Source organism: Kitasatospora sp. NPDC101157 (genome assembly GCF_044768255.1).
Taxonomy (GTDB): domain Bacteria; phylum Actinomycetota; class Actinomycetes; order Streptomycetales; family Streptomycetaceae; genus Kitasatospora.
In genome coordinates, this window is sequence record NZ_JBIWPL010000016.1 from 37,341 (window position 1) to 61,504 (window position 24,164).

Annotated in this window: 24 protein-coding genes; 11 read left to right on the top strand and 13 right to left on the bottom strand. The window is 73.9% G+C overall.

Going from position 1 to position 24,164, the window contains the following annotated elements; all coding sequences use genetic code 11:
• Positions 1–198 precede the first annotated feature (198 nt).
• Positions 199–888, bottom strand: a complete 690-nt coding sequence (locus ACIRVF_RS27415) for a GNAT family N-acetyltransferase (RefSeq protein WP_402823139.1) — start codon at positions 886–888, stop codon at positions 199–201.
• 158 nt (positions 889–1,046) lie between these two features.
• On the opposite strand from ACIRVF_RS27415, the gene ACIRVF_RS27420 reads away from it, so the two are divergent.
• A complete protein-coding gene (locus ACIRVF_RS27420) occupies positions 1,047–1,664 on the top strand; it encodes a hypothetical protein (protein WP_402823142.1) in 618 nt (205 codons plus the stop codon).
• Between the two features lie 73 nt (positions 1,665–1,737).
• Positions 1,738–1,983 carry a hypothetical protein gene (locus ACIRVF_RS27425; protein ID WP_402823145.1) on the top strand — a complete coding sequence of 82 codons (246 nt, stop codon included), beginning with the start codon at positions 1,738–1,740 and terminating at the stop codon, positions 1,981–1,983.
• 204 nt (positions 1,984–2,187) lie between these two features.
• Here ACIRVF_RS27425 and ACIRVF_RS27430 read toward each other — a convergent pair whose 3' ends face one another.
• From ACIRVF_RS27430 to asnB, 4 genes are all read right to left on the bottom strand, one after another.
• A complete protein-coding gene (locus ACIRVF_RS27430) occupies positions 2,188–2,613 on the bottom strand; it encodes a hypothetical protein (RefSeq protein WP_402823148.1) in 426 nt (141 codons plus the stop codon).
• 77 nt (positions 2,614–2,690) lie between these two features.
• On the bottom strand, positions 2,691–4,115 hold the full coding sequence (locus tag ACIRVF_RS27435; RefSeq protein ID WP_402823151.1) for a pyridoxal phosphate-dependent decarboxylase family protein: 1,425 nt from the start codon (positions 4,113–4,115) through the stop codon (positions 2,691–2,693).
• A gap of 165 nt (positions 4,116–4,280) precedes the next feature.
• A complete protein-coding gene (locus ACIRVF_RS27440; protein ID WP_402823153.1) occupies positions 4,281–5,399 on the bottom strand; it encodes a hypothetical protein in 1,119 nt (372 codons plus the stop codon).
• A gap of 276 nt (positions 5,400–5,675) precedes the next feature.
• Positions 5,676–7,526 (bottom strand): asparagine synthase (glutamine-hydrolyzing), encoded by a 1,851-nt coding sequence (gene asnB, locus ACIRVF_RS27445; protein WP_402823155.1) that lies wholly within the window; start codon positions 7,524–7,526, stop codon positions 5,676–5,678.
• Between the two features lie 194 nt (positions 7,527–7,720).
• Between asnB and ACIRVF_RS27450 the strand changes: the two genes are divergently transcribed.
• The gene (locus tag ACIRVF_RS27450; protein WP_402823158.1) at positions 7,721–7,996 is read left to right on the top strand and encodes a hypothetical protein; all 276 of its coding nucleotides are present in this window, start codon (positions 7,721–7,723) and stop codon (positions 7,994–7,996) included.
• 77 nt (positions 7,997–8,073) lie between these two features.
• Positions 8,074–9,900, top strand: a complete 1,827-nt coding sequence (gene glmS / locus ACIRVF_RS27455) for a glutamine--fructose-6-phosphate transaminase (isomerizing) (protein ID WP_402823161.1) — start codon at positions 8,074–8,076, stop codon at positions 9,898–9,900.
• Positions 9,901–9,978: 78 nt separating this feature from the next.
• Here the strand turns inward: glmS and ACIRVF_RS27460 are convergent, their stop codons facing one another.
• Both ACIRVF_RS27460 and ACIRVF_RS27465 read right to left on the bottom strand, forming a co-directional pair.
• Positions 9,979–10,899, bottom strand: a complete 921-nt coding sequence (locus ACIRVF_RS27460) for a glutaminase (RefSeq protein WP_402823525.1) — start codon at positions 10,897–10,899, stop codon at positions 9,979–9,981.
• A gap of 154 nt (positions 10,900–11,053) precedes the next feature.
• On the bottom strand, positions 11,054–11,731 hold the full coding sequence (locus ACIRVF_RS27465) for a DUF3152 domain-containing protein (RefSeq protein WP_402823164.1): 678 nt from the start codon (positions 11,729–11,731) through the stop codon (positions 11,054–11,056).
• Positions 11,732–12,079: 348 nt separating this feature from the next.
• On the opposite strand from ACIRVF_RS27465, the gene ACIRVF_RS27470 reads away from it, so the two are divergent.
• Complete coding sequence (locus tag ACIRVF_RS27470) at positions 12,080–12,295, top strand: heavy-metal-associated domain-containing protein (RefSeq protein ID WP_402823167.1); 216 nt, start codon at positions 12,080–12,082, stop codon at positions 12,293–12,295.
• 56 nt (positions 12,296–12,351) lie between these two features.
• Here ACIRVF_RS27470 and ACIRVF_RS27475 read toward each other — a convergent pair whose 3' ends face one another.
• On the bottom strand, positions 12,352–12,912 hold the full coding sequence (locus ACIRVF_RS27475) for a DinB family protein (protein ID WP_402823170.1): 561 nt from the start codon (positions 12,910–12,912) through the stop codon (positions 12,352–12,354).
• A 99-nt stretch (positions 12,913–13,011) separates the two neighbouring features.
• On the opposite strand from ACIRVF_RS27475, the gene ACIRVF_RS27480 reads away from it, so the two are divergent.
• Both ACIRVF_RS27480 and ACIRVF_RS27485 read left to right on the top strand, forming a co-directional pair.
• Positions 13,012–13,971, top strand: coding sequence for a helix-turn-helix transcriptional regulator (locus tag ACIRVF_RS27480; protein ID WP_402823173.1), 960 nt, complete (start codon positions 13,012–13,014; stop codon positions 13,969–13,971).
• Between the two features lie 357 nt (positions 13,972–14,328).
• Positions 14,329–15,099 (top strand): GNAT family N-acetyltransferase, encoded by a 771-nt coding sequence (locus ACIRVF_RS27485; RefSeq protein ID WP_402823176.1) that lies wholly within the window; start codon positions 14,329–14,331, stop codon positions 15,097–15,099.
• A 163-nt stretch (positions 15,100–15,262) separates the two neighbouring features.
• Here the strand turns inward: ACIRVF_RS27485 and ACIRVF_RS27490 are convergent, their stop codons facing one another.
• Positions 15,263–16,192 (bottom strand): LysR family transcriptional regulator, encoded by a 930-nt coding sequence (locus tag ACIRVF_RS27490; protein WP_402823179.1) that lies wholly within the window; start codon positions 16,190–16,192, stop codon positions 15,263–15,265.
• Positions 16,193–16,436: 244 nt separating this feature from the next.
• Between ACIRVF_RS27490 and ACIRVF_RS27495 the strand changes: the two genes are divergently transcribed.
• Positions 16,437–16,997: an SRPBCC family protein gene (locus ACIRVF_RS27495; RefSeq protein WP_402823182.1), complete on the top strand. Its 561-nt coding sequence runs from the start codon at positions 16,437–16,439 to the stop codon at positions 16,995–16,997.
• Between the two features lie 5 nt (positions 16,998–17,002).
• Complete coding sequence (locus ACIRVF_RS27500) at positions 17,003–17,725, top strand: maleylpyruvate isomerase family mycothiol-dependent enzyme (protein ID WP_402823185.1); 723 nt, start codon at positions 17,003–17,005, stop codon at positions 17,723–17,725.
• A gap of 148 nt (positions 17,726–17,873) precedes the next feature.
• On the opposite strand, the gene ACIRVF_RS27505 is transcribed toward ACIRVF_RS27500, so the two are convergent.
• From ACIRVF_RS27505 to ACIRVF_RS27515, 3 genes are all read right to left on the bottom strand, one after another.
• Positions 17,874–18,206: an HPP family protein gene (locus ACIRVF_RS27505; protein WP_402823188.1), complete on the bottom strand. Its 333-nt coding sequence runs from the start codon at positions 18,204–18,206 to the stop codon at positions 17,874–17,876.
• Positions 18,207–18,719: 513 nt separating this feature from the next.
• On the bottom strand, positions 18,720–19,178 hold the full coding sequence (locus ACIRVF_RS27510; RefSeq protein WP_402823528.1) for a MarR family winged helix-turn-helix transcriptional regulator: 459 nt from the start codon (positions 19,176–19,178) through the stop codon (positions 18,720–18,722).
• Positions 19,179–19,283: 105 nt separating this feature from the next.
• Positions 19,284–19,766 (bottom strand): MarR family winged helix-turn-helix transcriptional regulator, encoded by a 483-nt coding sequence (locus ACIRVF_RS27515; protein WP_402823191.1) that lies wholly within the window; start codon positions 19,764–19,766, stop codon positions 19,284–19,286.
• Positions 19,767–19,809: 43 nt separating this feature from the next.
• On the opposite strand from ACIRVF_RS27515, the gene ACIRVF_RS27520 reads away from it, so the two are divergent.
• Complete coding sequence (locus ACIRVF_RS27520; RefSeq protein WP_402823194.1) at positions 19,810–20,802, top strand: alpha/beta hydrolase; 993 nt, start codon at positions 19,810–19,812, stop codon at positions 20,800–20,802.
• Between the two features lie 23 nt (positions 20,803–20,825).
• Here ACIRVF_RS27520 and ACIRVF_RS27525 read toward each other — a convergent pair whose 3' ends face one another.
• Entirely contained in the window at positions 20,826–21,950 is a 1,125-nt protein-coding gene (locus ACIRVF_RS27525; RefSeq protein WP_402823531.1) for an MFS transporter, read from the bottom strand.
• A gap of 350 nt (positions 21,951–22,300) precedes the next feature.
• Here ACIRVF_RS27525 and murJ point away from each other — a divergent pair, with 350 nt between their 5' ends.
• On the top strand, positions 22,301–23,998 hold the full coding sequence (gene murJ, locus ACIRVF_RS27530) for a murein biosynthesis integral membrane protein MurJ (RefSeq protein WP_402823197.1): 1,698 nt from the start codon (positions 22,301–22,303) through the stop codon (positions 23,996–23,998).
• Positions 23,999–24,164: the final 166 nt, after the last annotated feature.

Genomic DNA, 24,164 nt, shown 5'->3' on the forward strand with positions numbered 1-24,164 from the left:
GGACGGGGTCAGCCTACCGACTCCGTCGCCCGACCGGACGATCCGGACCCCGCGCCGCCTGCTGCGACGCGGTCGCGGGGGCCGCTGACGGCCCGTCAAGAACGGCGGTGTACGGAGGGACCTTCGTTCCCCCGGGGACGCTCCGCCGCCGGTCCCGGGTTCCCGGGGGCATCCGGTAAGGATGTGGTGAAGAAATGATCAGTGGCCCCGGAGGGGTGCGGGGGCGGCCGCGGCTCCGGCGGCCAGGGTGGCGGTGATCACCAGGGTGCCGTCCTCGGCGCGGAAGTCCAGCGGCGCCGCCAGTCGGCGCATCGCGGCGATCAGCCCGGCGTTGGCGGCCTGGGTCACCGCGTACACCGTGCCGATCCCGGTCGCCCGGGCCGTCGCGGTCAGCCGCCGCAGCAGGGCCAGGCCCAGCCCGCGCCGCTGCCAGGCGTCCTCGACCAGGACGGCCAGCTCCGCCTCCCCGTCGTCCCACATCAGGTGCCCGAGCGCGAGGACCTGCCCGTCCGGGGCGGCCACGACCAGGCTGCGGCCGTGCCGCGGGTCCAGCAGGTGGTCCAGGTAGCGGCCGGCGTCCCGGACCGGCCCGTGGTAGCGCAGCCGCAGCGCGGCGGGGGAGCAGCGGCGGTGCATCGCCAGGGCCGCCGCCTTGTCGGCCGGGCCGGCCGGGCGCAGCACCAGCCCGGTCCCGTCCGGCAGGGACAGCCGGGACGCCGCCTCCCCGGCCCGTGCGGCCGGTGCCGGGTGCGGGCGGGCCGGCCGGTACGGGCCGCCGGCGGGCCCGGGCAGCCGGGCGCCCTGGGACTCGGGCGCCGCGCACCTGCGGTGGGACCTGCGGAAGGGCCGGTGCCAGAGCCGTTCGAGGTGAGTGCGGGATGCCGTCATGGGGCCGACGCTACCGAGACCTCGCTTCCGGCCGGTTACGTGATCGTGAACGCACGAATGCCCGCGGGTGCGCGGCCGCCCCCACCGGGACGACCCCGCCACAGGTCCAGACCGGTGCCTCATGCGGCCGGGACAGCGGGCGGCCGACGGTGGAGTCCGTGCCCGGCGCTCCTGGTGAGCAGGCCCGCCGGGGACCGTACGTCCACGAATCTCAGCGGCGGGCCGGCCGGGAGGTCGCGGAGGTCCTGCTGATCTGCCCGGGCAGCCCGGAGGTCCGCCGGGCCGGCGGGCGGCGGCACGGCCGCGAGGCCTCGTACGCCGACGCCGGGTACGTGACCATCCTGTTCTCGGTGTTCTCGGGCGCGATCAGCGGGCCCGAGCCGGAACGCTGCCCGGCCGAGACGGTCGACGAGGACACCTTCGTGGCCTGCGTGCACCGGATGCTGCCCGCGCTGGGCGAGGAGGTGATCCGCCGGATCGCCCGGATCGTGGGCGGGACCTACGAGTTCGAGTACAGCTTCCGCGAGCCGGCCGAGCGGCGGCCGGCGGCGCCGGTGACCGTCTTCAAGGCCTCGGGCGACGACGACTCGTTCATCGAGGGCAGCGCCGGCTACTCGGCCGCCCCGCCCACCGTGGTGGAACTGGCCGGGGACCACTACGGGGTGCTGAAGGAGCACGGGGTGCTCGAACTCGCCGCCGCCCTCCGGGCGGTGGCCCGGAGGGTGGCCCGAGCGGGTCTTGACCGGACACGCTCACGGATGGCCCAGGATCCGTGACGGCGGAAGTTCCTTCGGATAGGGATGGCTCGGCTTCTCCGCCGAACCCATCCCGACTCCGAAGGGGCTCCCGATGTCCGTGAAGAACTCCGCACTCGCCGCTGCCTGTTGTGCCCTGCTGCTGGCCGCGCCGATGGCGCTCGCCCAGTCGGCCGCCGCCAACACCAGCGTCAACAGCACCAGCAACACCGGCAACAACGGCCCCAAGACCCCCCAGGAGGCGGCCGCCTGCAGAGCCGTGACCAGCGCCCTGCTCGGGGGCTTCGGCAGCATGCTGGGCAACGCGGTGTGCGTGATCCAGCCCGCGACCCAGGGCTGAGCGGACCGGACCGGCGGCGGGTGCCTGCTCAGACGCCTGCCGCCGGTCCGTCGTGTCCGGCCCCCGGCCGCTGCCGGACCCGAACGACGAATGTGCGTGCTGACGTACCATCCGGCGGTCTGTTGAACGTTTGTTCGTGCGTAGCTGTCATGACCATGGAGAACGAGTAGCCGTCCGAAGGACGGGGGCTGGGCCCCGTCCGGGTCAGGCGATCCGGGTCGGGGCGTCCTGGAGGCTGTGGCCGCTGCTGGTGAGGAGGGCGGTCAGGGCGGTCGGGGTGAGGGTGTGCGGCGTGCGGAGGAAGAGTTCGTCGGCGGCCGGGTGGGGGTGGAACGAGAGCAGCGTGATCCGGTGCTCGGCGAGGGTGGTGGCGGTGTGGGCGAGCGCCGTGGTGCGCACCCGCCACAGAACGGTCGGGGGAGGGGCGTGCGGGGACCACCAGGCGTGCAGCAGGGCGGCGGCGAGCAGCGCGACGGCGGAGCCGGCGAGGACGACCGGGCCGTCGGAGCCGTGGAGGACGACCTTCGCGATCAGGTCGGCCGCGGTGACGGAGAGGAAGGCGGCGGCGAGCTCGACGGTGTCGCGGCGCCAGCGGCGGGCGCGGTGGAGGGAAGGCTTCGAGTGCTCCATGGCCTCCACCGTGCCCGAGCGGTGTTTCCTGATCGCGAAGCGGCCGTGACCTGGTGGTTAAGGTCCAGCACGGTGTGTTACGGCAGCAGCGTGCGGGCGGCGGCCTTCACCTCGGCGAGCAGGAGGTGGAGGTCCTCCTCGGTGGTCGTGGCGTTGAGCAGGCAGGCGCGGAGCATCTCCCGCCCGTCGAACCGGGCGCCGGTGACGAAGACCCGGCCGCGCTGCTGGACGGCGACCGGCAGCGCGCGGTTGAGGGTGTCCAGCCCGGCCCCGTCCAGTCCGGGGGCCCGGTGGCGGAACGCGACGATGGAGGTCTGCACCTCCGTCAGCAGCTCCAACTCCTCGTCGGCCTCGACGAGTTCACCGAGCCGTCGGGCGAGGGCGGTGCAGCGGGCGATGTCCCGGGCGAGGCCGGTGCGGCCGCGGTGGGCGATGGTGGCCCACACCTTGAGGGCGCGGAACGGGCGGGTCTGCTCGGTGCCGTACTCGGAGAACCAGCCGAGCGCCCCGGCCGCCTCGTCGCGCAGGTAGGACGGGACGAGGCTGAAGGTGCCGCGCAGTTCGCCGGTGTCGCGGACCAGTGCGCAGCCGCAGTCGACCGGGACGCCGAGCCACTTGTGCGGGTCCAGGGCGAGCGAGTCGGCGCGCTCCAGCCCGGCGTAGCGGTGGGCGATCGCGGGGTCGAGGCGGCCGAAGGCGCCGTACGCCCCGTCCACGTGCAGCCACAGGCCCTGCTCCTCGCAGAGGTCGGCGATCGGGTCGAACTCGTCCACCGCGCCGGTGCCGACGGTGCCGGCCGAGGCGACGACCAGGAAGGGCAGCAGTCCGGCCGCGCGGTCGCGCTCGACGGCCGCCCGCAGCTCGGCGGGGTCGAGCCGTCCGTCGGGGCCGGTGGCGACGGTGCGCAGGTGCCTGCTGCCGAGGCCGAGGAGCTCGGCGGCCTTGCGGACGCAGGAGTGGGTCTCGCCGGTGGCGTAGCCGACCAGCGGCGGCAGCCCGGCCACGCCGTCCGCGCGGACGTCGTGCCCGGCCCGGCGGGCGGCGCGGTTGCGGGCCGCGGCGAGGCAGACGATGGTCGCCATCGAGGTGCCGGAGGTGAGCAGCCCGCCGCCGGCCGGGTGCGGGAAGCCGACCAGTTCGGCGATCCAGCGGACGACGGCGCGTTCCAGGTGGACGTCGGCGTGGTCGCCGCCGGCCGAGCTGGGGTTCATCGCGGCGGCGGCGAGGGCGGCGAGCACCCCGGCGGGGGCCGGGGCGGAGTTGACCCAGCCGAAGAAGCGCGGGTGGCCGTTGCCCATGGGGTGGGGGAGGACGTCCCGCTCGACGGCGGCCAGCAGTTCGCCGAGCGGGCGCCCCTCGGCGGGAAGCGGGGCGTCGAGCAGGGCCTGCCGGGCTTCGTCGCCCATCGGCTGCCAGACCGGGCGGGCGGGCAGCTCGGCGAGGTAGTCGGAGACCAGGTCGGCGGTGGCGTGGGCGGCGCTGCGGAAGTCCTCGGTGGTCATGGCGTGCTCCGGGGAGGCCGTGGGTGGGACCGGGCCGGGCGCGGCTTCCTCGGCGCGACCCTGGTCGGGCGATGGTCGGGTGATCCTACGCAAACGGGCCCGCGCCGTGCGGCGCGGGCCCAGGAGCTGGGACGGGGACGACCGGTTCGCCGACCGGTCCGGCGGTCAGTCCAGCGAGCCGGACAGACCGCCCGCCGAACGGCAGTACCCCTGCATCTCCTTGTTGGTGATCTTCGTGCAGAGCCGCCCGGCCGCCCCGCCGTCGGTGTAGTTGACCGTGTAGTAGCTGACCAGGCCCTCCGCGCAGGCCTTGCGCTGCCAGCCGTCGGCGGCGGTGGCGCACTGCTGGGCGGCCCAGTCCTCGCGGTCCAGGTTGTACTTCATGGTGCGCGAGCCGACGCCCCGGCTGCAGTCCACGGCCCCGCCGTTGGACTTGCCGTTGAGGCACCACTTGAGGGCTTCGGCGTAGACCTCGGGGTGGTTCGGGTAGTCGTGCGAGGACAGGTAGAAGGTCGGGGCGTAGAAGTAGCAGGCGGACTGGAACAGCGACGGCTGGTCCTTGCACGGGTACAGCGGGTCCTGGGCGAGCTTGTCGGCGGGCAGGTTGGCCTTGGCCTGCTCGTCCTCCTCGTCCGGGCCGAAGAGCTGCATGAACAGGCCCTCGGAGCAGCGGATCCGGTTCTGCTCGGTGGTGAACTTGTTGCACAGGTCGCGGGCCTTGGCGACGTCCTGCTTGGCGACGAACATCGTGCCGTGGCCGACACCGTGGATGCAGGGGCCGGTGTTCTTGGGGGCGCACAGCTTGAGCAGGTCCACCTCGGGCTGGGTGGAGGCGTTGAGCATCTCCTCGACCGCGCCGTGCAGGTAGCCGGCCGCGCAGGTCTCGTGCGGGAAGGAGATGACCTTCTGGAAGTCCTCGTGGTAGCGCTTGACCGCCGCGTGGCCGAGCTCGTGCGCGATCGGGTGGCAGAAGCGCACGGTGTACGGCTTCTCCTTGGTGATCCGGTCGAGGTCGGCGAGGGCGACGCCGGGGTCGGTGGCGTCCATCTCGGCCATCATCTTGTTGCGCAGCGTCGAGCGGGTCCACACCGCCGGGTCCCCGGTCGGGGTGGCGCCCGCCCCGCCGACCGCCGCCGGCCGGGCGCCCGCACCGCCTCCCGGCGCGGTCGAGGAGGCCGGGGCCGTGTCGGCCGCCGCGGGCGACCAGTCGGTGACGGCCACCGAGCCCAGGCCGAGGACGCCCAGGAGCAGGGCGGTGAGAATCGCGAAGAATCGCGGCTGCATGACGGGATCCCCCGGAGGATCGAGGTTGAACGGTTCGCTCCCATCCTGACGGCACGGGGGGCGGGATTCCGCGTTTTCGCCCGCCAATCGGGAGGTGTCGGCGACGCTACCGCATCGTCCGTACGCCCCGACGCGCCGGGCCGGTTCCGGGTGATCGTGCGTCAGCGGTGGTGCCGGAACGACCGACCGCCGGCCGGGGGCGCCGGCTCCGACCGTTCACCCGGACGGCGCAAGGGCCCGTTCGGGTGGGCCGCCCGCGCCGTCCGGATCGGGGCGTCAGAGCTCCAGGGCCACCGGGTACTCGGTGAGCCAGGCGTCGAGGTCCAGCGCGAGGTCGACGGCCAGTCGCACGGCCTGGGGGTCGGTGTCCGGGGCCAGCGCGTCGGTGAGGCGCCGGCGGTCGAGCAGGTCGAGGGCCGGGGACTTGCGCTCGGCGGCGAGCCGGGCGAGTTCGGAGCGCAGCTGCGCCGGGTAGAGCGGGTCCATCGACACCGGGTACGGGCTCTTCGCCCGGTCGGCGACCTCGGCCGGCAGCACGTCGCGGACGGCGGCGCGCAGCAGGCTCTTCTCCCGGCCGTCGAAGGACTTCATCGCCCACGGCGTGTTGAAGACGTACTGGACCAGCCGGTGGTCGCAGAACGGCACCCGCACCTCCAGGCCGTTGGCCATGCTCATCCGGTCCTTGCGGTCGAGCAGGATGCAGACGAAGCGGGTCAGGTTGAGGTACGAGATCTCGCGCATCCGCCGCTCCAGCGGGTCGGCGGTGTCCAGGTGCGGGACTTCGGCGAGCGCCTCCCGGTACCGGGCCCGGCGGTAGCCCTCCAGGTCGAGCTTGCGCAGCAGGTCGGCGTCCAGCAGCCGTTCGCGCGGGGCGGAGCCGGTGCCGGCGATGGCGGCGACGCTGGCGGCCCAGGGGAAGTCGTCGGTGGCGACGGTCCCGGGGTCGTGGAACCAGCGGTAGCCGCCGAAGAGTTCGTCCGCGGACTCGCCGGACAGCGCGACGGTGGAGTGGCGGCGCACGTCCCGGAAGAGCAGCAGCAGCGAGACGTCCATGTCGCCGACGCCGTTGGGCAGGTCGCGGGCGCGCACCGTCGCGGCGCGCAGGGCCGGGTCGGCGAGCTCGGCGGCGTCCAGCTCGATCACGCTGTGGTCGGCGCCGACGTGGTCGGCGAGCAGCCGGGCGAAGGGGCCGTCCTGGGACTGCCGGACCGGGTCGGCGGGGAAGTCCTGCGGCTGCCCGGCGAAGTCCACCGCGAAGGAGCGCACCGGGCCGGCGCCGGCGGCGGCCAGCGTCCTGGCGGCGAGGGCGGTGACGGCGCTGGAGTCCAGGCCGCCGGAGAGCAGCGAGCAGAGCGGCACGTCCGCGTCCAGCTGGCGGTGGACGATGTCGTCCAGCAGCGCCCGGACGGTGGCGATCGTCGACTCCAGGCTGTCGGCGTGCTCGCGCGCCTCCAGGGCCCAGTAGCGGCGCACCGAGAGGCCGCCGCGGCGCACCCGCACCACGTGCCCGGGCCGGACCTCCAGGACGTCCCGGTACGGGGTGAGGCCGGGGATGCGGGTGTGGGCGAGCAGTTCGCGCAGCCCGTCCAGGTCGACCACGGCGCGGACCGAGGGGTGGGCCAGGACCGCCTTCATCTCGGAGCCGAACACCACGCCGTCGGGGGTGGGGCGGTAGTACAGCGGCTTGACACCCATCCGGTCGCGTACCAGCAGCAGTTCCTCGCGCCGGGCGTCCCAGACCGCGAAGGCGAACATGCCGTTCAGCCGCTCGGCCAGGCCCTCGCCCCACTCCAGGTAGGCGTGCAGCACGACCTCGGTGTCGCTGCGGGTGCGGAAGCGGTGCCCGGCCGCCTCCAGTTCGGCGCGCAGCTCGCGGTGGTTGTAGACCTCGCCGCTGTAGCTGAGCACGGCCAGCGGGCGGCCGTCGTGCTCGACGGCCATCGGCTGGAGGCCGCCCTCGATGTCGATCACCGCGAGGCGGCGGTGGCCGAGCGCGGCGTGCGGCTCCAGGTGGACGCCCCCGGCGTCGGGGCCGCGGCAGACCTGGGTGGCCGTCATCGTGTCGAGGACGTTCCGTTCGGCGGTCAGGTCGCGGTCGTAGGCGACCCATCCGGTGATCCCGCACATCAGCAAGCCCTCCGGTCTTCGGCGAGGTGTGCCGGAGATCACGCTAAGGGCGGAGTCGGCGCGGCATCAAGAGCCTGTCGGGGAGGTGGCGGGAAGGGGTCCTGGGGGTTGTCCGGGCCGAAAGTCGCGAAGTCTGCCCGATATCGGGCAGGATCTTTGGCTTCGGTGAGCGGCGCGACCTAGAGTCTTCCTTCGTGCCGAGCTCATCCCACCCTCACGAAGACCTCCTCGCCCACCTCGCCCGGACCAGCCCGCTCGGGCCCCGGGAAGCGGCGCGGGTCGTGGCTGAGGTGCTGGCGTACTTCTCCGAGACCACCGAGGAGTACGTCCGTCGCCGCCACGGCGAGCTCCAGGCACGAGGCCTCACCAACGAACGGATCTTCGCCCGGCTCGCCGAGGAACTGCCCGCCCGCCGCGTCGCGGCGCCGGAACTCTCGGCCCGTCAGCTGCGCCGGATCGTCTACGGCTGAGCCCGGCCGGCCGGCTGAGCCCGGGCCGCGGTCGGGCCCGGCGCGTTCCCAGTCCCTATTTCTGGAGGAGTCCACGCATGTGCGGAATCGTGGCCTACATCGGCCCCAAGGACGCGACCCCCTTCCTGCTGGAGGGACTTGCCCGGCTGGAGTACCGCGGCTACGACTCGGCCGGCGTCGCCGTCGCCGGGCGCACCGGCGGGCTCAAGCTCCGCAAGATCAAGGGCCGCGTCGCCGACCTCGCCGCCGCCGTACCGGCCCGCTTCAAGGGCGGCACCGGCATCGGCCACACCCGCTGGGCCACCCACGGCGTCCCCAGCGACGCCAACGCCCATCCGCACCTGGACAACGCCGAGCGGATCGCCGTCGTCCACAACGGCATCATCGAGAACGCCGACGAGCTGCGCGCCAAGCTGTCCGCCGACGGCGCCGTGTTCCGCTCCGAGACCGACACCGAGGTGCTCTCGCACCTGATCGCCGCCCACGCCGCGGAGGGCGTCGAACTGGAGGACGCCGTCCGCGCCGCGCTCGGCCTGGTCGTCGGCACCTACGGGATCGCCGTGCTGGACGCCGAGCAGCCGGACCGGATCGTGGTCGCCCGCAACGGCAGCCCGATCGTCCTCGGCATCGGCGAGAAGGAGATGTTCGCCGCCTCGGACGTCTCCGCCCTGGTCCGCTACACCCGCCAGGTCGTGCACCTGGAGGACGGCGAGCTCGCCACCGTCCGGGCCGACGGCTTCCGCACCTTCACCGCCGACGCCCGCACCACCCACCGCCAGCCGTCCACCGTCGACTGGGAGATCGACTCCTTCGACACCGGCGGCTACGAGCACTACCTGCTCAAGGAGATCCACGAGCAGCCCGGTTCGGTCGAGCGCACCCTCAGCGGCCGGCTCGACGAGCGCTTCAGCACCGCCCACCTCGGCGGCCTCAACCTGGACGCCCGGGAGCTGCGCGAGATCCGGCGGGTGAAGATCCTCGGCTGCGGATCCGCCTACTACGCGGGCGAGATGGGCGCCCAGCTGATCGAGGAGCTGGCCCGGATCCCCGCGCACAGCGAGCCCGCCTCGGAGTTCCGCTACCGCAACCCGGTGATCGAGGCCGACACCCTGTACGTCGCGGTCAGCCAGTCCGGCGAGACCTACGACACGCTCGCCGCCGTCCAGGAGATCAAGCGCAAGGGCGGCCGGGTGCTCGGCGTCGTCAACACCGTGGGCAGCGCGATCGCCCGCGAGTGCGACGGCGGCATCTACCTGCACGCGGGGCCCGAGGTCTCCGTCGCCTCCACCAAGGCGTTCACCTCCACCGTGGTCGCCTTCGCCCTGCTCGCCCTGCACTTCGGCCGCATCCACGACCTCTCGCCCGCCGACGGCCGCCGGATCGTCGTCGCCCTCCAGGCGCTGCCCGGCCAGATCCGCGAGGTGCTCGACCGGAGCGAGGCGATCGCGGAGCTGGCCGCCGAGTACGCCGGCTCCACCGGCATGATGTTCATCGGCCGGGTCCGCGGCTACCCGGTGGCCCGCGAGGGCGCGCAGAAGCTCAAGGAGATCTCCTACGTCCACGCCGAGGCCTACCCGGCGAGCGAGCTCAAGCACGGCCCGCTGGCCCTGATCAGCCCCGAACTGCCCACGGTGGCCCTGGTTCCGGACGACGAGCTGCTCGACAAGAACCTCACCACCCTCGGCGAGATCAAGGCCCGCTCCGGCCGGGTCATCGCCGTCGCCCACCGGCGCCCGGAGGACAAGTTCGTCGACCACTGCATCCTGGTGCCCAAGAGCGAGCCCGAGCTGGACCCGCTGCTCCTCAACATCCCGCTCCAGCTGCTCGCCTACCACGCGGCGGTCGCCCTCGGCCGGGACGTGGACAGGCCGCGGAACCTGGCGAAGAGCGTGACGGTCGAATAAGTCCCGCTCCGGGTGGGGAAGTCGGTCCCGGTCGCGACGACGTTCGCGACGACGTTCGCGACCGGGACCGCTCGGCCGTCAGAACACCGAGCAGCCCGAGAGGGTGGTGAGGGTGTCCAGGGCGGTCACCGCGGCGACGGAGTTGCCGGCCTGGTCGAGGCGGGGGCCCCAGGCGCAGACCGCGGCCCGGCCGGGGAGTATCGCCAGGATGCCGCCGCCCACGCCGCTCTTGCCCGGCAGGCCGACCCGGAAGGCGAACTCGCCGGCCGCGTCGTAGGTGCCGCAGGTGAGCAGGACGGCGTTGATCCGCTTGGCCTCGCTGCGGGTCATCAGACGGGTGCCGTCGGTGCGGACGCCGTAACGGGCGAGGAAGGCGCCGGCCAGCACGAGGTCGCGGCAGCTGGCGGCGATGGCGCAGTGGGCGTAGTAGTGCTCCAGCACGGTCTCGACCGGGTTCTGCAGGTTGCCGTGGCTGGCGATGAAGTGGGCGAGCGCGGCGTTGCGGTGGCCGTGCGCCGCCTCGGAGGCGGCCACCACCGGGTCGGTGCCCAGCAGCGGGTTGCCGGACTCGCGGCGCAGGAACTCCCGTACCGCGCCGGAGGCGTCGCCGGTCAGCGACTGGAGGCGGTCGGTGACCACCAGGGCGCCCGCGTTGATGAAGGGGTTGCGCGGGATGCCGTGCTCGGTCTCCAGCTGCACCAGCGAGTTGAACGGGTTGCCGGAGGGCTCGCGGCCCACGCCCCGCCAGAGCGCCTCGCCGCCGTCGTTGCTGTAGGCCAGGGCGAGGGCGAGCGAGAACAGCTTGGAGACGCTCTGGACGGAGAACGGCTGCTCCCAGTCCCCGACGCCGTACAGCTCGCCGTCGACGGTGGCCACGGCCATGCCGAAGGACTCCGGGTCGGCCTCGGCGAGGGCCGGGATGTAGTCGGCGACGTGGCCCCGGCCCGTGGTCGCCCGGGCGGCCGCCTCGGCGGCCTCCAGCAGGACGGGGAAGTCCAGGTTCTCCACATCGTTCAAGGCTCTTCACTCCACGCACGGACGGACGGGTACGGACACCATCGGGACCGGGGGCCGTCGTACGGCGACACCCGGTCCGACCAGTGATTATCCGTGCTCGGGGGAGTGCCGGCGCCCGGCGGGCGCCGGCCCCGGCCTACGGCGCGTTGCTCGGCGCCTGGACGGGCGGGCCGGTGAGCAGCGTTCCGGTGTCGGAGTAGGGCCAGCCGTTGGGGACGCAGCCGTGCAGGCCCTTGATCTGCTGCATCATCACCGGCGCCGGGGCGCCCGGGCCCGGGCAGTCGACGTGGCCGTTGCCCAGGATGTGGCCGACCTCGTGGTTGACCGCGAGCGCGTGGTACAGCTCGGGGCGGCCCTGGTAGAACTCGGACAGCTCCGTCCAGCGCTTGAGGTTGATCACCACCTGGTGCTGGACACCGCAGTTGACCCAGCCGCCGGTGTCCAGTCCGTACTGGCCGCAGATCCGGTCGGTGGACGTGGGGGTCGCCAGGTAGACCGTGAAGTCCACCGGGTCGGCGGGCATCCGCTGGAAGGACGCGGTGTTCCCGGCCGCCCAGCCGCGCCGGGTGTCGCCGAGGATCGCGTCCACCTCGGCCGCGAACTGCTCGGGGCTCTCCTGGATGCCGTCCTCCACCCGCACCTTGTAGCGGTACAGGTGCTCTCCGGTGCCGAAGCGGGCGGAGCCGCCGGGGGCGGTGGTGAAGGCCAGCGGCGCGGGTTCTTCGTGCCAGGGCTGCCACCGGAGCAGTCCGGCGGTCACCGTCGCGACCAGGGCCAGGGCGAGGGCACCGTGCCAGGGCTTCCAGCGCTTCATGGGGGCAGAACAGCTCCTGCGGTGTGGCGAAAGGGTTCGTCAGGAGGAACGGCCAGGTGGGCGGGGGTGGTTCAGGCGGTGGCGAGCGCGGTGGGGTGCGGTACTCGTCCTCGGACCCGCCCGGGCCGACGGGACCCACGGCCGGCCCCCGTCGGGCGCGGGGCCCGGCCGGTTCCCGGAACCACTCGATGGTGCCATCCCGGCGGCGTGTCCCTGGGCGCGGCGGCGGGATTCCGCTGTGGTGGTGGTCCGGATCGGCCGCCGGTCACCCCGGCTCGCCGGTCACCCCTGACAGGCCGATCGTCCCTGACGGCCGATCGTCCCTGACACGCCATTGGAGGCACCGCCATGTCCATCACCACCGTCCTCACCGTCGACGGCATGAGCTGCGGTCACTGCGAGCGGACCGTCAGTGCCGGGCTGGCCGCCATCCCCGGCGTCACCGAGGTCGTCGCGGACGCGCCGACCGGCCGGGTCACCGTGGCCTCCGCCGGGCCGCTGGAGGCGGCGGCGGTGCGCAGCGCGGTGGACGGCGCCGGGTTCACCCTCGTCGGCGAGATCTGAATCCGGACGGTGGCGGGGGCTGCCCGGCCAGGTGCGGCAGGCAGCCCCTGCTCGGCTCAGCCCATGCTCTTCGCACCGTCCAGGGCCTCGCGGATGATGTCGGCGTGGCCCGCGTGCTGGGCGGTCTCGGCGACGACGTGCAGCAGCACCCGGCGGGCCGACCACTCGGCCTCGGGCTCGAACCAGGGGGCCTTCGGCAGCGCCTGGGTCGCGTTCAGGTCGGGCAGCGTGACCACCAGCTCGTCGGTGCGGCGGGCGACCTCGGCGTACTCGGCGAGGACACCGGCCAGCGTCTCGCCGGGCAGCATCCGGAACTCGTCGGCCCGGCGGGCGAAGTCGGCCTCGGTCCAGGTGGAGAAGTCGGGCATCGCGGACGCGCCCTCCACGATGAAGTCCGCCCACAGCCGCTCGACCGCCGTCACGTGCTTGACGAGGCCGCCGAGGCACAGCTCGCTCGCGGTGGTCCGCAGGCCCGCCTGCTCGTCGGTGAGGTCGCGGGTGGTGAACCGCAGGAAGTGCCGCTGCTTCCCCAGCGCCACCAGGAGGTCGGCGCGCTCGCCGGTGACGGGGGCGGGGGTGGCGGGGGTGTTGGCAGTGGTGGTCGTGCTCGTGGTCATGGCTCGGGCCTTCCGTTCGGTTCCTGCTCCCTCGGACAAGAACAACGCTACGGGCCATTGCGGCCAGTTCCTGTCCTGAATTCAGGACAGAATCGAGGCATGGCGAACACCAGCACCCGAACGCTGCGACTGCTCTCCCTGCTCCAGACCCACCGCTACTGGCCCGGCGACGAACTCGCCGACCGGCTCGGCGTCTCCGTGCGCACCCTGCGCCGCGACATCGACCGGCTGCGCGAACTCGGCTACCCCGTCGAAGCCCAGCGCGGGGTCGACGGCGGCTACCAACTGGCGGCGGGCGCGGCCCTGCCGCCGCTGGTCATCGACGACGAGGAGGCGGTCGCCCTCGCGGTGGGGCTGCAGGCGGCCGCCGAGAGCCCGGTCGAGGGCGTCGCCGAGGCCTCCGTCCGGGTCCTGGCCAAGGTGGTGCAGGTGATGCCCGCCCGGCTGCGCCGCCGGGTCGAGGCGCTGCGCGCGGTCACCGTCCCCGTCAACTGGGGAGGCTCCGCCGGCTCCGGCGTCGACCCGGACGCCCTCACGGCCGTCGCCCTCGCCTGCCGCGACAGCGAACGGCTCCGCTTCTCCTACACCGCCGCCACCTCGGCCCGCACCGACCGGCACGTCGAACCGCACCGGCTGGTCTGCCTCGACCGGCGCTGGTACCTGGTCGCGTACGACCTCGACCGCGGCGACTGGCGCACCTTCCGCCTCGACCGCCTCACCACCGCCGAGGGCACCGGCACCCGCTTCGCCCCGCGCACCCTCCCGGCCGCCGACGCCGCCGAGTACGTCCGCGCGGGCCTCAACGCCACGCCCCGGTCCAACCGCGTCGAGGCGCTGGTCGAAGCCCCGGCCGACCGCGTCCGCGCCCACGTCGGCCGCTGGGGCGACGTCGAGGAAGTCGACCCCACCCACTGCCGCCTCCGGATGACCGCCGACTCCCTCGACTGGCCCGCGATGGCCCTCGGCTCCCTGGCCGCCGAGTTCCAGGTCATCCACCCACCCGAACTCCGCACCCTCATCGCCGAGTGGTCCACCCGCTTCGCCCGCGCGTCCCAGTAGAACCCCGCCTCGGCACCCTGCCCCGGCGCCCCGCCCGGCCCTCGGCCTTCTGCCCCGACATCCTCGGCAACACGCCACACACTTACCGATCGACCGCCCAGCAGGTTGACCGGCACAGCCACCTGCTGGCCCCCATGCGCGAGCCGATCCCGGGGGGGGGATGACGTGGGAGCCCGCAGAGGCAGCCACTGACTGACCGCCGCGGGGGGATCGGCAAGTCCGCCGGGTCGACTTCCCGTGCGGCGCGGGGCAGGGGACCCAGCGGTTCCTCGACCGTACCCGGGCCAGGCTCGTTGGCCTCCGCTCGAAGCTCGGAATTCGCTTGGCCGGAGCCGGGAGCCGGGCGATCATGGCGGGATGTCCGATCTGCTTGAGCGCGTGAACGCCTTCCGTGCCTCCTTCGCCCGCCGCCATGCGGCCGAGATCGTCGAACTGCCCGAGTTCCCCGGGGTCTTCGCGGTCCGGAACGCGGACTACGTCCTCTCCCACGAGCACAACCAGCTGATCGTCACCGGGCCCGGCACCGACCCGGCGGCGCTGCCCGGGCTGGCCGCCCGCTGGCTCGGGCAGCGCACGCAGTACGCGATCACCGTGCTGGACGAGCAGTGGGGCGAACGGGCCGCGCCGGTGCTGGCCGGGGCCGGGTACGAGCGGGGCACCGTCGTTGTCCTGGCCCGGGAGACGGCGGGCTGTGAACTGCCCGAACCGGCCGCGCTGCCGACGCAGTTCGCCGACATGCGGGAGGCCGTGCTGCGGCAGGAGGCGGAGTGGTACGAGGGCGAGGAGCTGATCCGGCAGCTCACCGACCGCCGGCCGACCCGGCTGCGCGGCGCCGAAGAGGTGCACTTCCTGACCGCCCGGACGGCGGACGGCGAGGTCGCGGCCTGGGTGGACCTCTACCTCGAACCGGCTGCCGGGCTGGCCCAGGTGGAGGACCTGGTCACCGCGGCCGCGCACCGCGGCGCGGGCCACGGGGACACCCTGCTCGGCAGCGGTCTGGCGCTGGCGGCGGCCGCCGGGATCCCGCAGCTCTTCCTCCTGGCGGAGGCGGACGGCTGGCCGCGCGAGTGGTACGCGCGCCGGGGCTTCACGGAGATCGGGCGCAGCCACTCCTTCCACACGAGCTGACCGCAGGAGTGGACCGCACGAATCGGTCGGACGAACCGGCCGGTGCGGTGAGGCCGTCGGTGAGGCGGGCGCCGAGTCTGTTGGACGCCTGCCGGCGGTCGTGCCGCTGGCCCCGGGGCGCCGGGGGCGGTGGCGTCGCCGGAGTGGGGCGGGGTGACCCCGCTCAGGCAGTGGGCGCGGGAACGGGCGCTGGGCCGGCCGGGAGTGGCCTCGCGCAGTGGGTGGCGACGGTGTCCGCGAAGGCGCGGGCGAGCGGGCCCAGGGTGTCCCATTCGCGGGCGGCCCAGCCGACGGTGAGGCCGGGCAGGTCGGGCAGCGGGACCAGCCGCAGGCGGGGGTGTCCGGGTCCCTGCCACTCGGGGAGCGCGGGTACCACGGCGTGGCCGAGGCCGAGTTCGGCCAGCAGGATCGCGGTGTCCCAGTCCGTGACGCTGGTGTCGAAGACCGGTCGGATGCCCGACTTGCCCAGCCAGTCGTCGAGTTGGGAGCGGGACACCGAGTTCTGCGGCAGCCCGATGAGCCGGGCGTCCTGCAGGTCGGCGGGTTCGATGCGGGACCGGGCGGCGAGCGGGTCGCCGGCCGCCACGGCGAGGACCCAGGGCAGGTCGGCGACCGGTCGTTGTTCGATGCCGCGGACCGGCGTGCCGAGGGTGATCCAGGCCAGGTCGACCTGGCCGGCGGTGAGCGCCTCCAGACAGTTGCGGCTGGACACGCCGGTCTGGAACTCCAGGTTGACCTGCGGGTAGCGCTCGCGGAAGTCCACCACGGCCGCGGACATGAAGTGCCGGATGCTGGTGGCGCCGGTGGTGATCCGCACCGATCCGCCCTCGCCGCGGGCGAGTTCGGCGATGGTGCGCAGGGCGTGGTCGATGCCGCCCAGGCCGTTGGCCACGGCGGTCTGCAGATGGCGTCCGGCGGTGGTGGGAACCACACCGCGCGGGTGGCGCTCGATCAGGGTGACTCCCAGCTCGCGTTCCAGCCGCTTCACGTGCTGGCTGACGGCGGACTGGCTGCAGGCCAGCTCGCGGGCGACGGCGCTGAGCGAGCCGGCCCGGCAGACGGCGGCGAAGATGCGGAGGTCGTCGAGGGTCACGAGCGCCCAGGGTACGCCGGGTCCGGGCCCACCCCGGCGGCCCCGACCCAAGGCAGGGCTTGGAGGTTTCCCAGCAAATCGGTGGATTGACTTGGATGTTCGCCAGGATCGATCATCGGTGGCAGGGCCCGCGAGAAGGGCGGCAACCCGCCCGCTGTCTTCGCGCGTTCCGGACGTTCAGGCGGGGGCGCGGCGGGTGTCGACCCGTACGGACGTGTACGTCAGGCAGTGGAGGGGGAGCGGTATGCGGTACGCCGATGGTCCGGGTACGCAGTCCGAGGTGCTCGTCGAGGCGCCGGTGGAGCGCGTCTGGGCGCTGGTGACGGACATCGAGTTGCCCGCCCGGCTCAGTCCGGAGCTCCAGCGGGTCGCCTGGCTGGACGGCGCGCACGGCGGTGTGGACGGCACGGGCGGCGCGGACGGCCCCGTGCTCGGGGCGCGCTTCGAAGGGTTCAACAGCCGGCCGGACCTGCGCGACTGGCGGACGGTCTCCGAGGTGGTGGAACTGGCCGAGCACCGCGTCTTCGCCTGGGCCGTCATGGACGCGGACGGCCGGTTCGGCGACCCGGTGTCGGAGGTGGGCGGAGCACTGGCCCGTTGGCGCTTCGACCTGATCCCCGAGGGCGGCGGCACCCGGCTGCGCCACTCGGTGGCCATCGGCCCGGGCCGCAGCGGCGTGACACTGGCCATCGAGGCCCGGCCGGAGGCCGAGGAGAAGATCGTCGCCTTCCGGCTGGGGGAGCTGCGGACCGGGATGACCGCCACCCTCGATGGCGTCAAGTCGCTCGCCGAGCAATCGAGTTAGGCGTCATGGAGTTCGACGGGCTGTTCCGGCAGGTACGGGCGTCAGCGGCGCTCCTCGGCGCGGACGCGGAAACGCTGACCGACCGGCAGGCCCGCGAGCCGTCCCTGCTCCCCGGCTGGAGCCGAGGGCACGTGCTGACCCACCTCGCCCGCAGCGCCGACGCCTACCGGTGGATGCTCGCCCTGGCCCGGACCGGCACCGCCCCCGGGCCGCGGGCGGACGCCGCCGAGCTGGAACGGCAGTTGGTCGAGGGTGCGGGGCGTGACGCTCGCGTGCTGGCCGCGGACCTGCGGGACAGCCTGGACGGGCTGCTGCGGGACGCGGCGGAGCTGCCCGTCGGGCGCAGGACGGTGCTGGTCCCCGCGCTGGCGGGCTGGCGGCACCCGGCCTGGTACCTGCTGTGGCGGGCCTGGCGGGAGCTGGAGGTGCACCACGTCGACCTGGACACCGGCCGCACTTCGGCGAGTTGGCCGGAGGAATTCGTACGGACGGCCCTGGCGGAGACGGTCGCGGCGCTGGCTGCGCGCGGGGTTCCGCTGGCCCGGGTCGCGGCGGAGGACCTCGGCCGGGACTGGGCGGTCGGCGGAGCGGGCCCGGTGGTGAGCGGCCCGGGGCACGAACTGCTCGCCTGGTTCGCCGGACGCGGCCCGGCGGCGGGGCTGCGCGCGGACGGGCCGCTGCCGCTGCTGCCGGGCTGGCCGTTGCCGCCGGTGCCGGGCTGGTCGTAGAAGTCGTTACGGCCCCCTTCCTGTTCCCCTTCCTGTTCCCCTTGCCTCTCCCCTTCCCGTTCCCGTTTCGTTCCCGTCCCGTTCCCGCTGCCGGGCCGGGCCGGGGCGGGCCGATCGGGAGGGCTGCCCGTCAGACGCCGTCCGTTTCTCACCAGGAGAGTGGGTAGCGGACCGGGTGGGCGCCGATCCGGCCCGGCAGCAGGCCGATGGCGACCAGCAGCACGGTGGCCAGCACCAGCATCGGCAGGAAGGGCACCGGGTGCGGCGCCTGCAGGACCACGATGACGGCGGTGGCCGCGGCTGGGGAGTGCGAGAGATGGGTGAGCATCATCGCGCCGAGCGCCAGCCCGGCGGCGATGGCCGCGCCCCAGGCGGTGCTGCCGGTGACGGCCAGGGTGGCGAAGCCGACCAGCGCCGCCAGCAGTTGCCCACCCACCAGGTTGCGCGGCTGAGAGATCGGCAGCCCCGGGGCGCCGTGCACCAGCGCCGCACTGGCCCGCCAGCGGCGGGATCAGCAGCGGCTGGTGGAGCAGCACGCCGACCCCGACCAGCAGGAGCAGCGCGCCGATGGCGAAGGCGGCGGTCCGCAGCACGTGCAGCGGATGCGGCCGGGGAGTGGTGGTCCGTGGCGGCGGCGGAGGCGCGGGCACGGGCGGGCTCGGGTGCACTGGCGGAGGGGACAGCGGGGCGGGCATGCGCGGGCGGCTCCGGATGGGGTGGCGAGGACCCGCAGATGATAAACAGACTGTTGAAGTGAAAGCTGGGACGTTTTGCCAGTTGGACAGCCCCCTGGACAGGGCCCCCGGACGAACCCGTGGAAGAAGCCCTGGGCGGACCCCCGTCCCGGCGCCCGAGGGGCACCACGTGAACTCATCCGGCTGAGCCACCTCACCGACCGCCACGACGGCCTCCGCCCTGTCCCGTCCCGGTGCCTTGCCGCCCCTGCCCGCGCCGGTCGGACGGCGTCGGGGGCGGGGCGGTGGACGGCGGGTGTTCAGTGGTGCCAGGCCGCGCCTCCGGTGTTGTGGACGAACCGCTGCAGGACCTTCAGCGTGGTCAGGTACTCCTCGTCCGAGATCCCCGCGTGACGCTCGGCCCACAGCTCGCCCTGGACGGCCGCCACCTTGTCGAAGAACGCCCGGCCCTCCGCGGTCAGTTCGAGCCGGCCTCCGGCGGACTCGGTGACCCAGCCGCGCTCGACGGTCGCGTCGATCTCGGTCTCCATGGTGTCCTGCCCGGTGTCGAGGTAGCCGCGCAGGACGGCGCAGACGTCGTCGCGGGTCCTCGGCTCCTCGGCGCGGGCGAGCTGGGCGAGCACCCACCACTGCGGCTGGGTGGTGCCGAGCTCGGCCAGCGCGCCCCGGGTCCGGCCGACGACGGCCTTGTACGCGGCCCAACTCCAGTACCCGATCGGCTGCTTGACCAGTTCGTCGTCACTGTGCGAGTACTCCACGGCCGATCCCCCCTTCTCGTCGATCACTTCGGTGCGACCGACCCTAGAAGGTGAAGTCGACTTGAGGTCAAGGGGGCGAGAGCGGCGTGGGGGGCGGGGTGCGGCTCACCCGGTGGGTGTGCCGATCCGGTCGCGTTCGAGGGCGGCGCGCAGGGTCGCGAAGGCCCGGGCGGTCGCCGAGAGCGCGGCGGCGTCGAGGGATCCCGTGAGGAGTTCGGCCAGGGTGTCGGTGAAGGTCCGCTGCGCCTCCTCGACGAGCCGGGTGCCGTCGGCCGTCAGCGCCAGCAGTGAGGACCGGCGGTCCGCGGGGTTCGGCCGGCGGGTGGCCCATCCCAGCTTCTCCAGGCGGTCGACGCCCTTGCTGGTCGCCCCGACGCCGATGGCGAACTCGGCGGCGATGTCCGCGACCCGGCAGCCGGGGTGGCGGCGCAGGTAGTCGAGGAACTCGTACTGCGAGGTGACGATCCCGTGCCGTTCGCGCAGGCGGTCGTTGAGGGCGTTGTACAGCCGGGTCTCGCACCTGACCAGGTCGGCGAAGAGGTCGGGGAGCCCGGCTGCGGAGCGGCCCCCGTTCAATGTATCTTCCATGGCATATAGTGTACGGGAAGCTACTTGTGGCAGGAGTGTGCCCATGAGCAGGGAACAGCGCATCCGGATCGACGGAATGCTGCGCCGGGCGGAACCGGAAGGACCGAGGACGGTCGAGGAGATCCGGGCGGGATTCCGGGAGCTGATGGCCCGGATGATCGTGCCCCACGGGCGTATCCGGACCGTCGACACGACCCTCGGCGGCCGCCCCGCCCTGCGCGTCGAGCCGAGGCCCGGCCCGGACGCGGGGGCGCAGGACGGCCCGGACGTGGGGGTACAGGACGGCCCAGGCGTGGGGACGATCCTGTACTTCCACGGCGGCGGCTGGGTCTTCGGCTCGCCGCGGACCGCCCTCTCGCTGACCGGGAACCTGGTGGCCAGGACCGGCCTCGGGGCCTACTCGGTGGACTACCGGCTCGCCCCCGAACACCCCTTCCCGGCCGCGGTCGAGGACACCCTGAGCGCCTACCGCGACCTGCTCGACCGCGGTGAGGACCCCTCCGCCGTCGTCTTCGCGGGGGACTCGGCCGGCGGCGGCCTCGCCGTCACCACGTGCCTCGCCGCCCGGGACGCGGGCCTGCCGCTGCCAGCCGCCGTCCTGGCCTTCTCGCCGGGCCTCGATGCGACCAGGACCGGCGAGAGCATGACGACCAAGGAGGACGCCGACCCGATCTTCACCCGCGCGGCCCTCGAACACACCGGGGCCATGTACCTCGGCGGAGCCGACCCCCGCCAGCCGCTGCTCAGCCCCGCCCTCCACGCCGACCTCACGGGCTTCCCGCCCGTGCTGCTCCAGGTCGGCGCCAACGAGATGCTGCTGGACGACTCCGTTCGCCTGGCGGCGCGGGCGAGGGCCGCGGGCGTGGACGTCATCCTGGACGTCACCGCCGATGTGCCGCACGTGTTCCAGGCGTTCGCGGGCGTCCTCGACGAGGCGGACGAGGCGCTGGACCGGGCCGCCCTCTTCCTGCGCCAGCGGATCCGCGCCGGGGGCGCCGCGCGGGCGTCGGCCGCCCGGCCGGTTGGGGGAGGGTGACCGGGGGCCCGCACGCCGCGGGTTCAGGACTCGGTGCTCGCCTGGCGCAGCAGATAGGCGCCGGAGGCGGCGGCGAGCAGGGCCATGCAGGCGGCGAAGACCAGGCCGGCGTGGGCCAGGCCGAGCGGACCGGTGAGCAGGCCGACGCCGATGACGGGGACCGAGATGCCGAAGTAGGCGACCACGAAGAGCGCCGAGAGGGCGCCGCCGCGATGCTCGGCCGGGCTCGCGTCGGCGACCTCGCCGACCGCGCCGCGCAGCCCCATGCCCTGCCCGGCGCCGCCCACCAGTGCGGCGAGCACCAGGAGCGCCAGGACGGCCCAGGCGAGTGAGCCCGCCAGCAGCGCCAGTCCGGCGATCAGCACCAGGCAGCCCAGCGGGATCGCCCGGGCGCTGCCCAGCCGGGGGACGAGCAGCTGGCCGATGGTGGAGGCGAAGAAGGCCGCGAACACGACGAGGCCGACGACCGCGAGGTTGTGGACGTCCAGGCCCTCGGCGAGGAAGGCCGGGCTGACCGAGGTGAACAGGCCCAGCAGGGAGAACCCGGCGAAGGCGGCGATCCCGGCCGGCAGGAACACCTGGCGCACCTCCGGCGGCAGTTCGGGCAGGTTGGGGCGGGCGGTGTGCAGCGGGCGGGCGTCGGTGACCGTCTCCGGCAGCAGCAGGAGCAGCCCGAAGGACACGGCGAGCAGCGCCAGGTGCGCGGCGAAGGGCAGCACCAGGGGGTGCGGCGCGTACTCGGCGAGCACGCCGGACAGCAGCGGCCCGCAGCCGAGGCCGCCCATGTTGGCGGCGGTCGCGACGAAGTTCGCCCGCCCGCGGCGCGCGGGCGGGGCCAGCTCCAGGACGTACGCGGTCGCGGTGCCGGTGAACAGGCCCGCCGACAGTCCCGACAGCAGCCGGCCGAGGCAGAGCAGCAGCACGCTGTCCGCGGCCAGGAAGACCACGGCGCTGCAGGCCGCGCAGACCAGCCCGCAGAGCAGGACGGGACGGCGCCCGACCGTGTCGGAGATGTTGCCGAACAGCAGCAGGACGCCGATGACGGCGAAGGCGTAGACGGCGAACACGACCGTCACGGTCAGTTCGGAGAAGCCGATCCGCTCCCGGTACAGCCCGTACAGCGGGGTGGGCAGGGTGGTGCCGGCCATGCAGACGGCGAAGGCGAAGGCGGCGAGCAGGTAGCCCGTTCGGGCGAGTGCGGGCCGGGCGGTCCGATGATCGGTCACCTGCCCACGATAGGTGCGTCATCCGGCAGGGCCGTAGCACACGGGCGGGCGCTGCCCCGACCGGCCGTACGCCGGAGGGCGCGACCGGCGTGATCGGCGTGATCGGCTGTCCCTGATGGTTCGTGGAAGTTCCGCGCCGGAGCAGAAGGCCACCGGCGGCGGGGGCGGCGGCCGCAACCCGAGCATCCAGTGCTGCTTCCGGGCCGTACCGCGGCGTCCGTCGGATCCGAACTCTCGCTGTGCCGATGAGCGTTGGGCCGTAGATTGACGCCATGATCGAGGAGATTTCGTCCGGCACGTCGGAGCGATCGCCCGTGCGGCGCAGGAGGCACGCGGCCCCCACGCGGGCCGCCGGCGGCGGCGTGCTGCGGTCGTCCGCGCTGATGGCCGCCGGGACGGTGGTCTCGCGGGCCACCGGACTGATCCGCCAGGTGCTGCAGGGCGTGGCACTGGGCACCGGGCTGCTGGCCACCACCTACAACCAGGCCAACACCGTGCCCACCAGCCTGTACTTCCTGCTGATCGGCGGCGCGCTGAACTCCGTCCTGGTCCCCCAGCTGGTCCGGGCCCGGGCGGAGGATCCGGACGGCGGGGTCCGGTTCGAACAGCGCCTGGTCACGCTGGTGCTGTGCGTCCTGGGCATCGGCAGCGCGGTGGCGACCTGGGCCGCCCCCGCGATCATCGGCATCTACCAGAGCGACACACCCGCCACCCACGAGGCGTTCGAGCTGACCGTGGTCTTCGCCCGCTTCCTGCTCCCGCAGATCTTCTTCTACGGCGTGTTCAGCATCTTCGGACAGATACTCAACGCCCGTAACCGCTTCGGGGCGATGATGTGGATCCCGGTCCTGAACAACCTGGTGCTGATCACGATGTTCGGCCTCTACCTCGGCCTGGTCACCGTCCCGGAGACGGTCGCGGACATCACCGACGCCCAGGTCAGGCTGCTCGGCATCGGAACCACCGTCGCCCTGGCCCTGCAGGCGCTCGCCCTGGTCCCGTACGCCCACGCCGCCGGCTTCCGCCTGCGACCTCGCTTCGACTGGCGGGGCGCCGGCCTGCGAAGGAGCGTGGGCGCGGCGCGCTGGACCCTGCTGTTCGTCCTGGCCAACCTGGTCGCCAACACCGTGGTCACCCGCCTCGCCTCCGCCGCGGACGCCGCCCTGCCCAAGGACGGCGTCGGCTACACCGCCTACAGCTACGCCCAGCAGATCTGGATGCTCCCCCAGTCGATCGTCACGGTCTCCCTGGTCACCGCGCTCCTGCCGCGGATGAGCCGGGCCGTGGCCGAGCACCGCCCCGACGCGCTGCGCGCCGACCTCTCCCGGGCGCTGCGGGTCAGCGGCGTCGTCATCGTCCCGGCGGCCTTCTTCTTCGCCGCCTTCGGCCCGCAGATCGCCCAACTGCTGTTCGCCCACGGGGCCGTCCACGCCCCCGCCACCGCTCCGCTCGGTCACATGCTGCAGGCCTTCGGCCTCGGGCTGGTCCCGTTCTCCGCCCAGTACCTCCTGCTGCGCGGCTTCTACGCCTTCGAGGACACCCGCACGCCGTTCCGCATGGCGCTGTGGATCAGTGCCGTCGACATCGCCCTGGCCGTGGCCTGCCACCTGCTGCTGTCCCCCCGCTGGGCGGTCACCGGCATGGCCGCCGCCTACGCCCTCTCCTACGCCGTCGGCCTGCTGCTCACCGCCCTGCGGCTCAGGCGCCGCACCGGGGGCCTGCTCGACGGGCGACGCATCTGCCGCTGCTACGCCAAGCTGACCGCGGCCGCCACCGCGGCCGCCGCCACCGGCTGGGTCGTGGCCCGCGGCTGCGCCCACCTGCCGGCCCCGGGCACCTGGGCTCCGGCCGTCTGGACGCCGGCCGTCTCCCTCGCCGCCGGCGGCCTCGCGATGGCCCTGCTGTTCCTCGGCTCCGCCCGGCTGCTGCGCATCGGTGAACTCCGCAGCCTGCCGGGCCTGGGCGGCTGAACCGCTCCCCGACGGTGCGTTCGGGCTCAGGGACCGCCGGTGGTGAGGCGGTCGAGCCATTCGCCGAGGAGGTGCTGCTCGGCGGCGCTGAGCGAGGTCCGCTGGTGGGAGCGCGGCGCGCAGGGTGCGGGCGCCGCCGGGCGTAGCCTCCTCCCCGCCGCAGTGG

Excerpts from the sequence above, each read along its gene's own strand:
- ACIRVF_RS27475 (WP_402823170.1), bottom strand. The coding sequence starts at position 12,912 with ATGACCACGAGCACGACCACCACTGCCAACACCCCCGCCACCCCCGCC.
- ACIRVF_RS27500 (WP_402823185.1), top strand. The coding sequence starts at position 17,003 with ATGGAGTTCGACGGGCTGTTCCGGCAGGTACGGGCGTCAGCGGCGCTC.
- ACIRVF_RS27415 (WP_402823139.1), bottom strand. The coding sequence starts at position 888 with ATGACGGCATCCCGCACTCACCTCGAACGGCTCTGGCACCGGCCCTTC.
- ACIRVF_RS27425 (WP_402823145.1), top strand. The coding sequence starts at position 1,738 with ATGTCCGTGAAGAACTCCGCACTCGCCGCTGCCTGTTGTGCCCTGCTG.
- ACIRVF_RS27440 (WP_402823153.1), bottom strand. The coding sequence starts at position 5,399 with ATGCAGCCGCGATTCTTCGCGATTCTCACCGCCCTGCTCCTGGGCGTC.
- ACIRVF_RS27470 (WP_402823167.1), top strand. The coding sequence starts at position 12,080 with ATGTCCATCACCACCGTCCTCACCGTCGACGGCATGAGCTGCGGTCAC.
- glmS (WP_402823161.1), top strand. The coding sequence starts at position 8,074 with ATGTGCGGAATCGTGGCCTACATCGGCCCCAAGGACGCGACCCCCTTC.
- ACIRVF_RS27520 (WP_402823194.1), top strand. The coding sequence starts at position 19,810 with ATGAGCAGGGAACAGCGCATCCGGATCGACGGAATGCTGCGCCGGGCG.
- ACIRVF_RS27435 (WP_402823151.1), bottom strand. The coding sequence starts at position 4,115 with ATGACCACCGAGGACTTCCGCAGCGCCGCCCACGCCACCGCCGACCTG.
- ACIRVF_RS27515 (WP_402823191.1), bottom strand. The coding sequence starts at position 19,766 with ATGGAAGATACATTGAACGGGGGCCGCTCCGCAGCCGGGCTCCCCGAC.
- ACIRVF_RS27430 (WP_402823148.1), bottom strand. The coding sequence starts at position 2,613 with ATGGAGCACTCGAAGCCTTCCCTCCACCGCGCCCGCCGCTGGCGCCGC.
- ACIRVF_RS27465 (WP_402823164.1), bottom strand. The coding sequence starts at position 11,731 with ATGAAGCGCTGGAAGCCCTGGCACGGTGCCCTCGCCCTGGCCCTGGTC.
- murJ (WP_402823197.1), top strand. The coding sequence starts at position 22,301 with ATGATCGAGGAGATTTCGTCCGGCACGTCGGAGCGATCGCCCGTGCGG.
- ACIRVF_RS27480 (WP_402823173.1), top strand. The coding sequence starts at position 13,012 with ATGGCGAACACCAGCACCCGAACGCTGCGACTGCTCTCCCTGCTCCAG.
- ACIRVF_RS27485 (WP_402823176.1), top strand. The coding sequence starts at position 14,329 with ATGTCCGATCTGCTTGAGCGCGTGAACGCCTTCCGTGCCTCCTTCGCC.
- ACIRVF_RS27495 (WP_402823182.1), top strand. The coding sequence starts at position 16,437 with ATGCGGTACGCCGATGGTCCGGGTACGCAGTCCGAGGTGCTCGTCGAG.
- asnB (WP_402823155.1), bottom strand. The coding sequence starts at position 7,526 with ATGTGCGGGATCACCGGATGGGTCGCCTACGACCGCGACCTGACCGCC.
- ACIRVF_RS27525 (WP_402823531.1), bottom strand. The coding sequence starts at position 21,950 with ATGGCCGGCACCACCCTGCCCACCCCGCTGTACGGGCTGTACCGGGAG.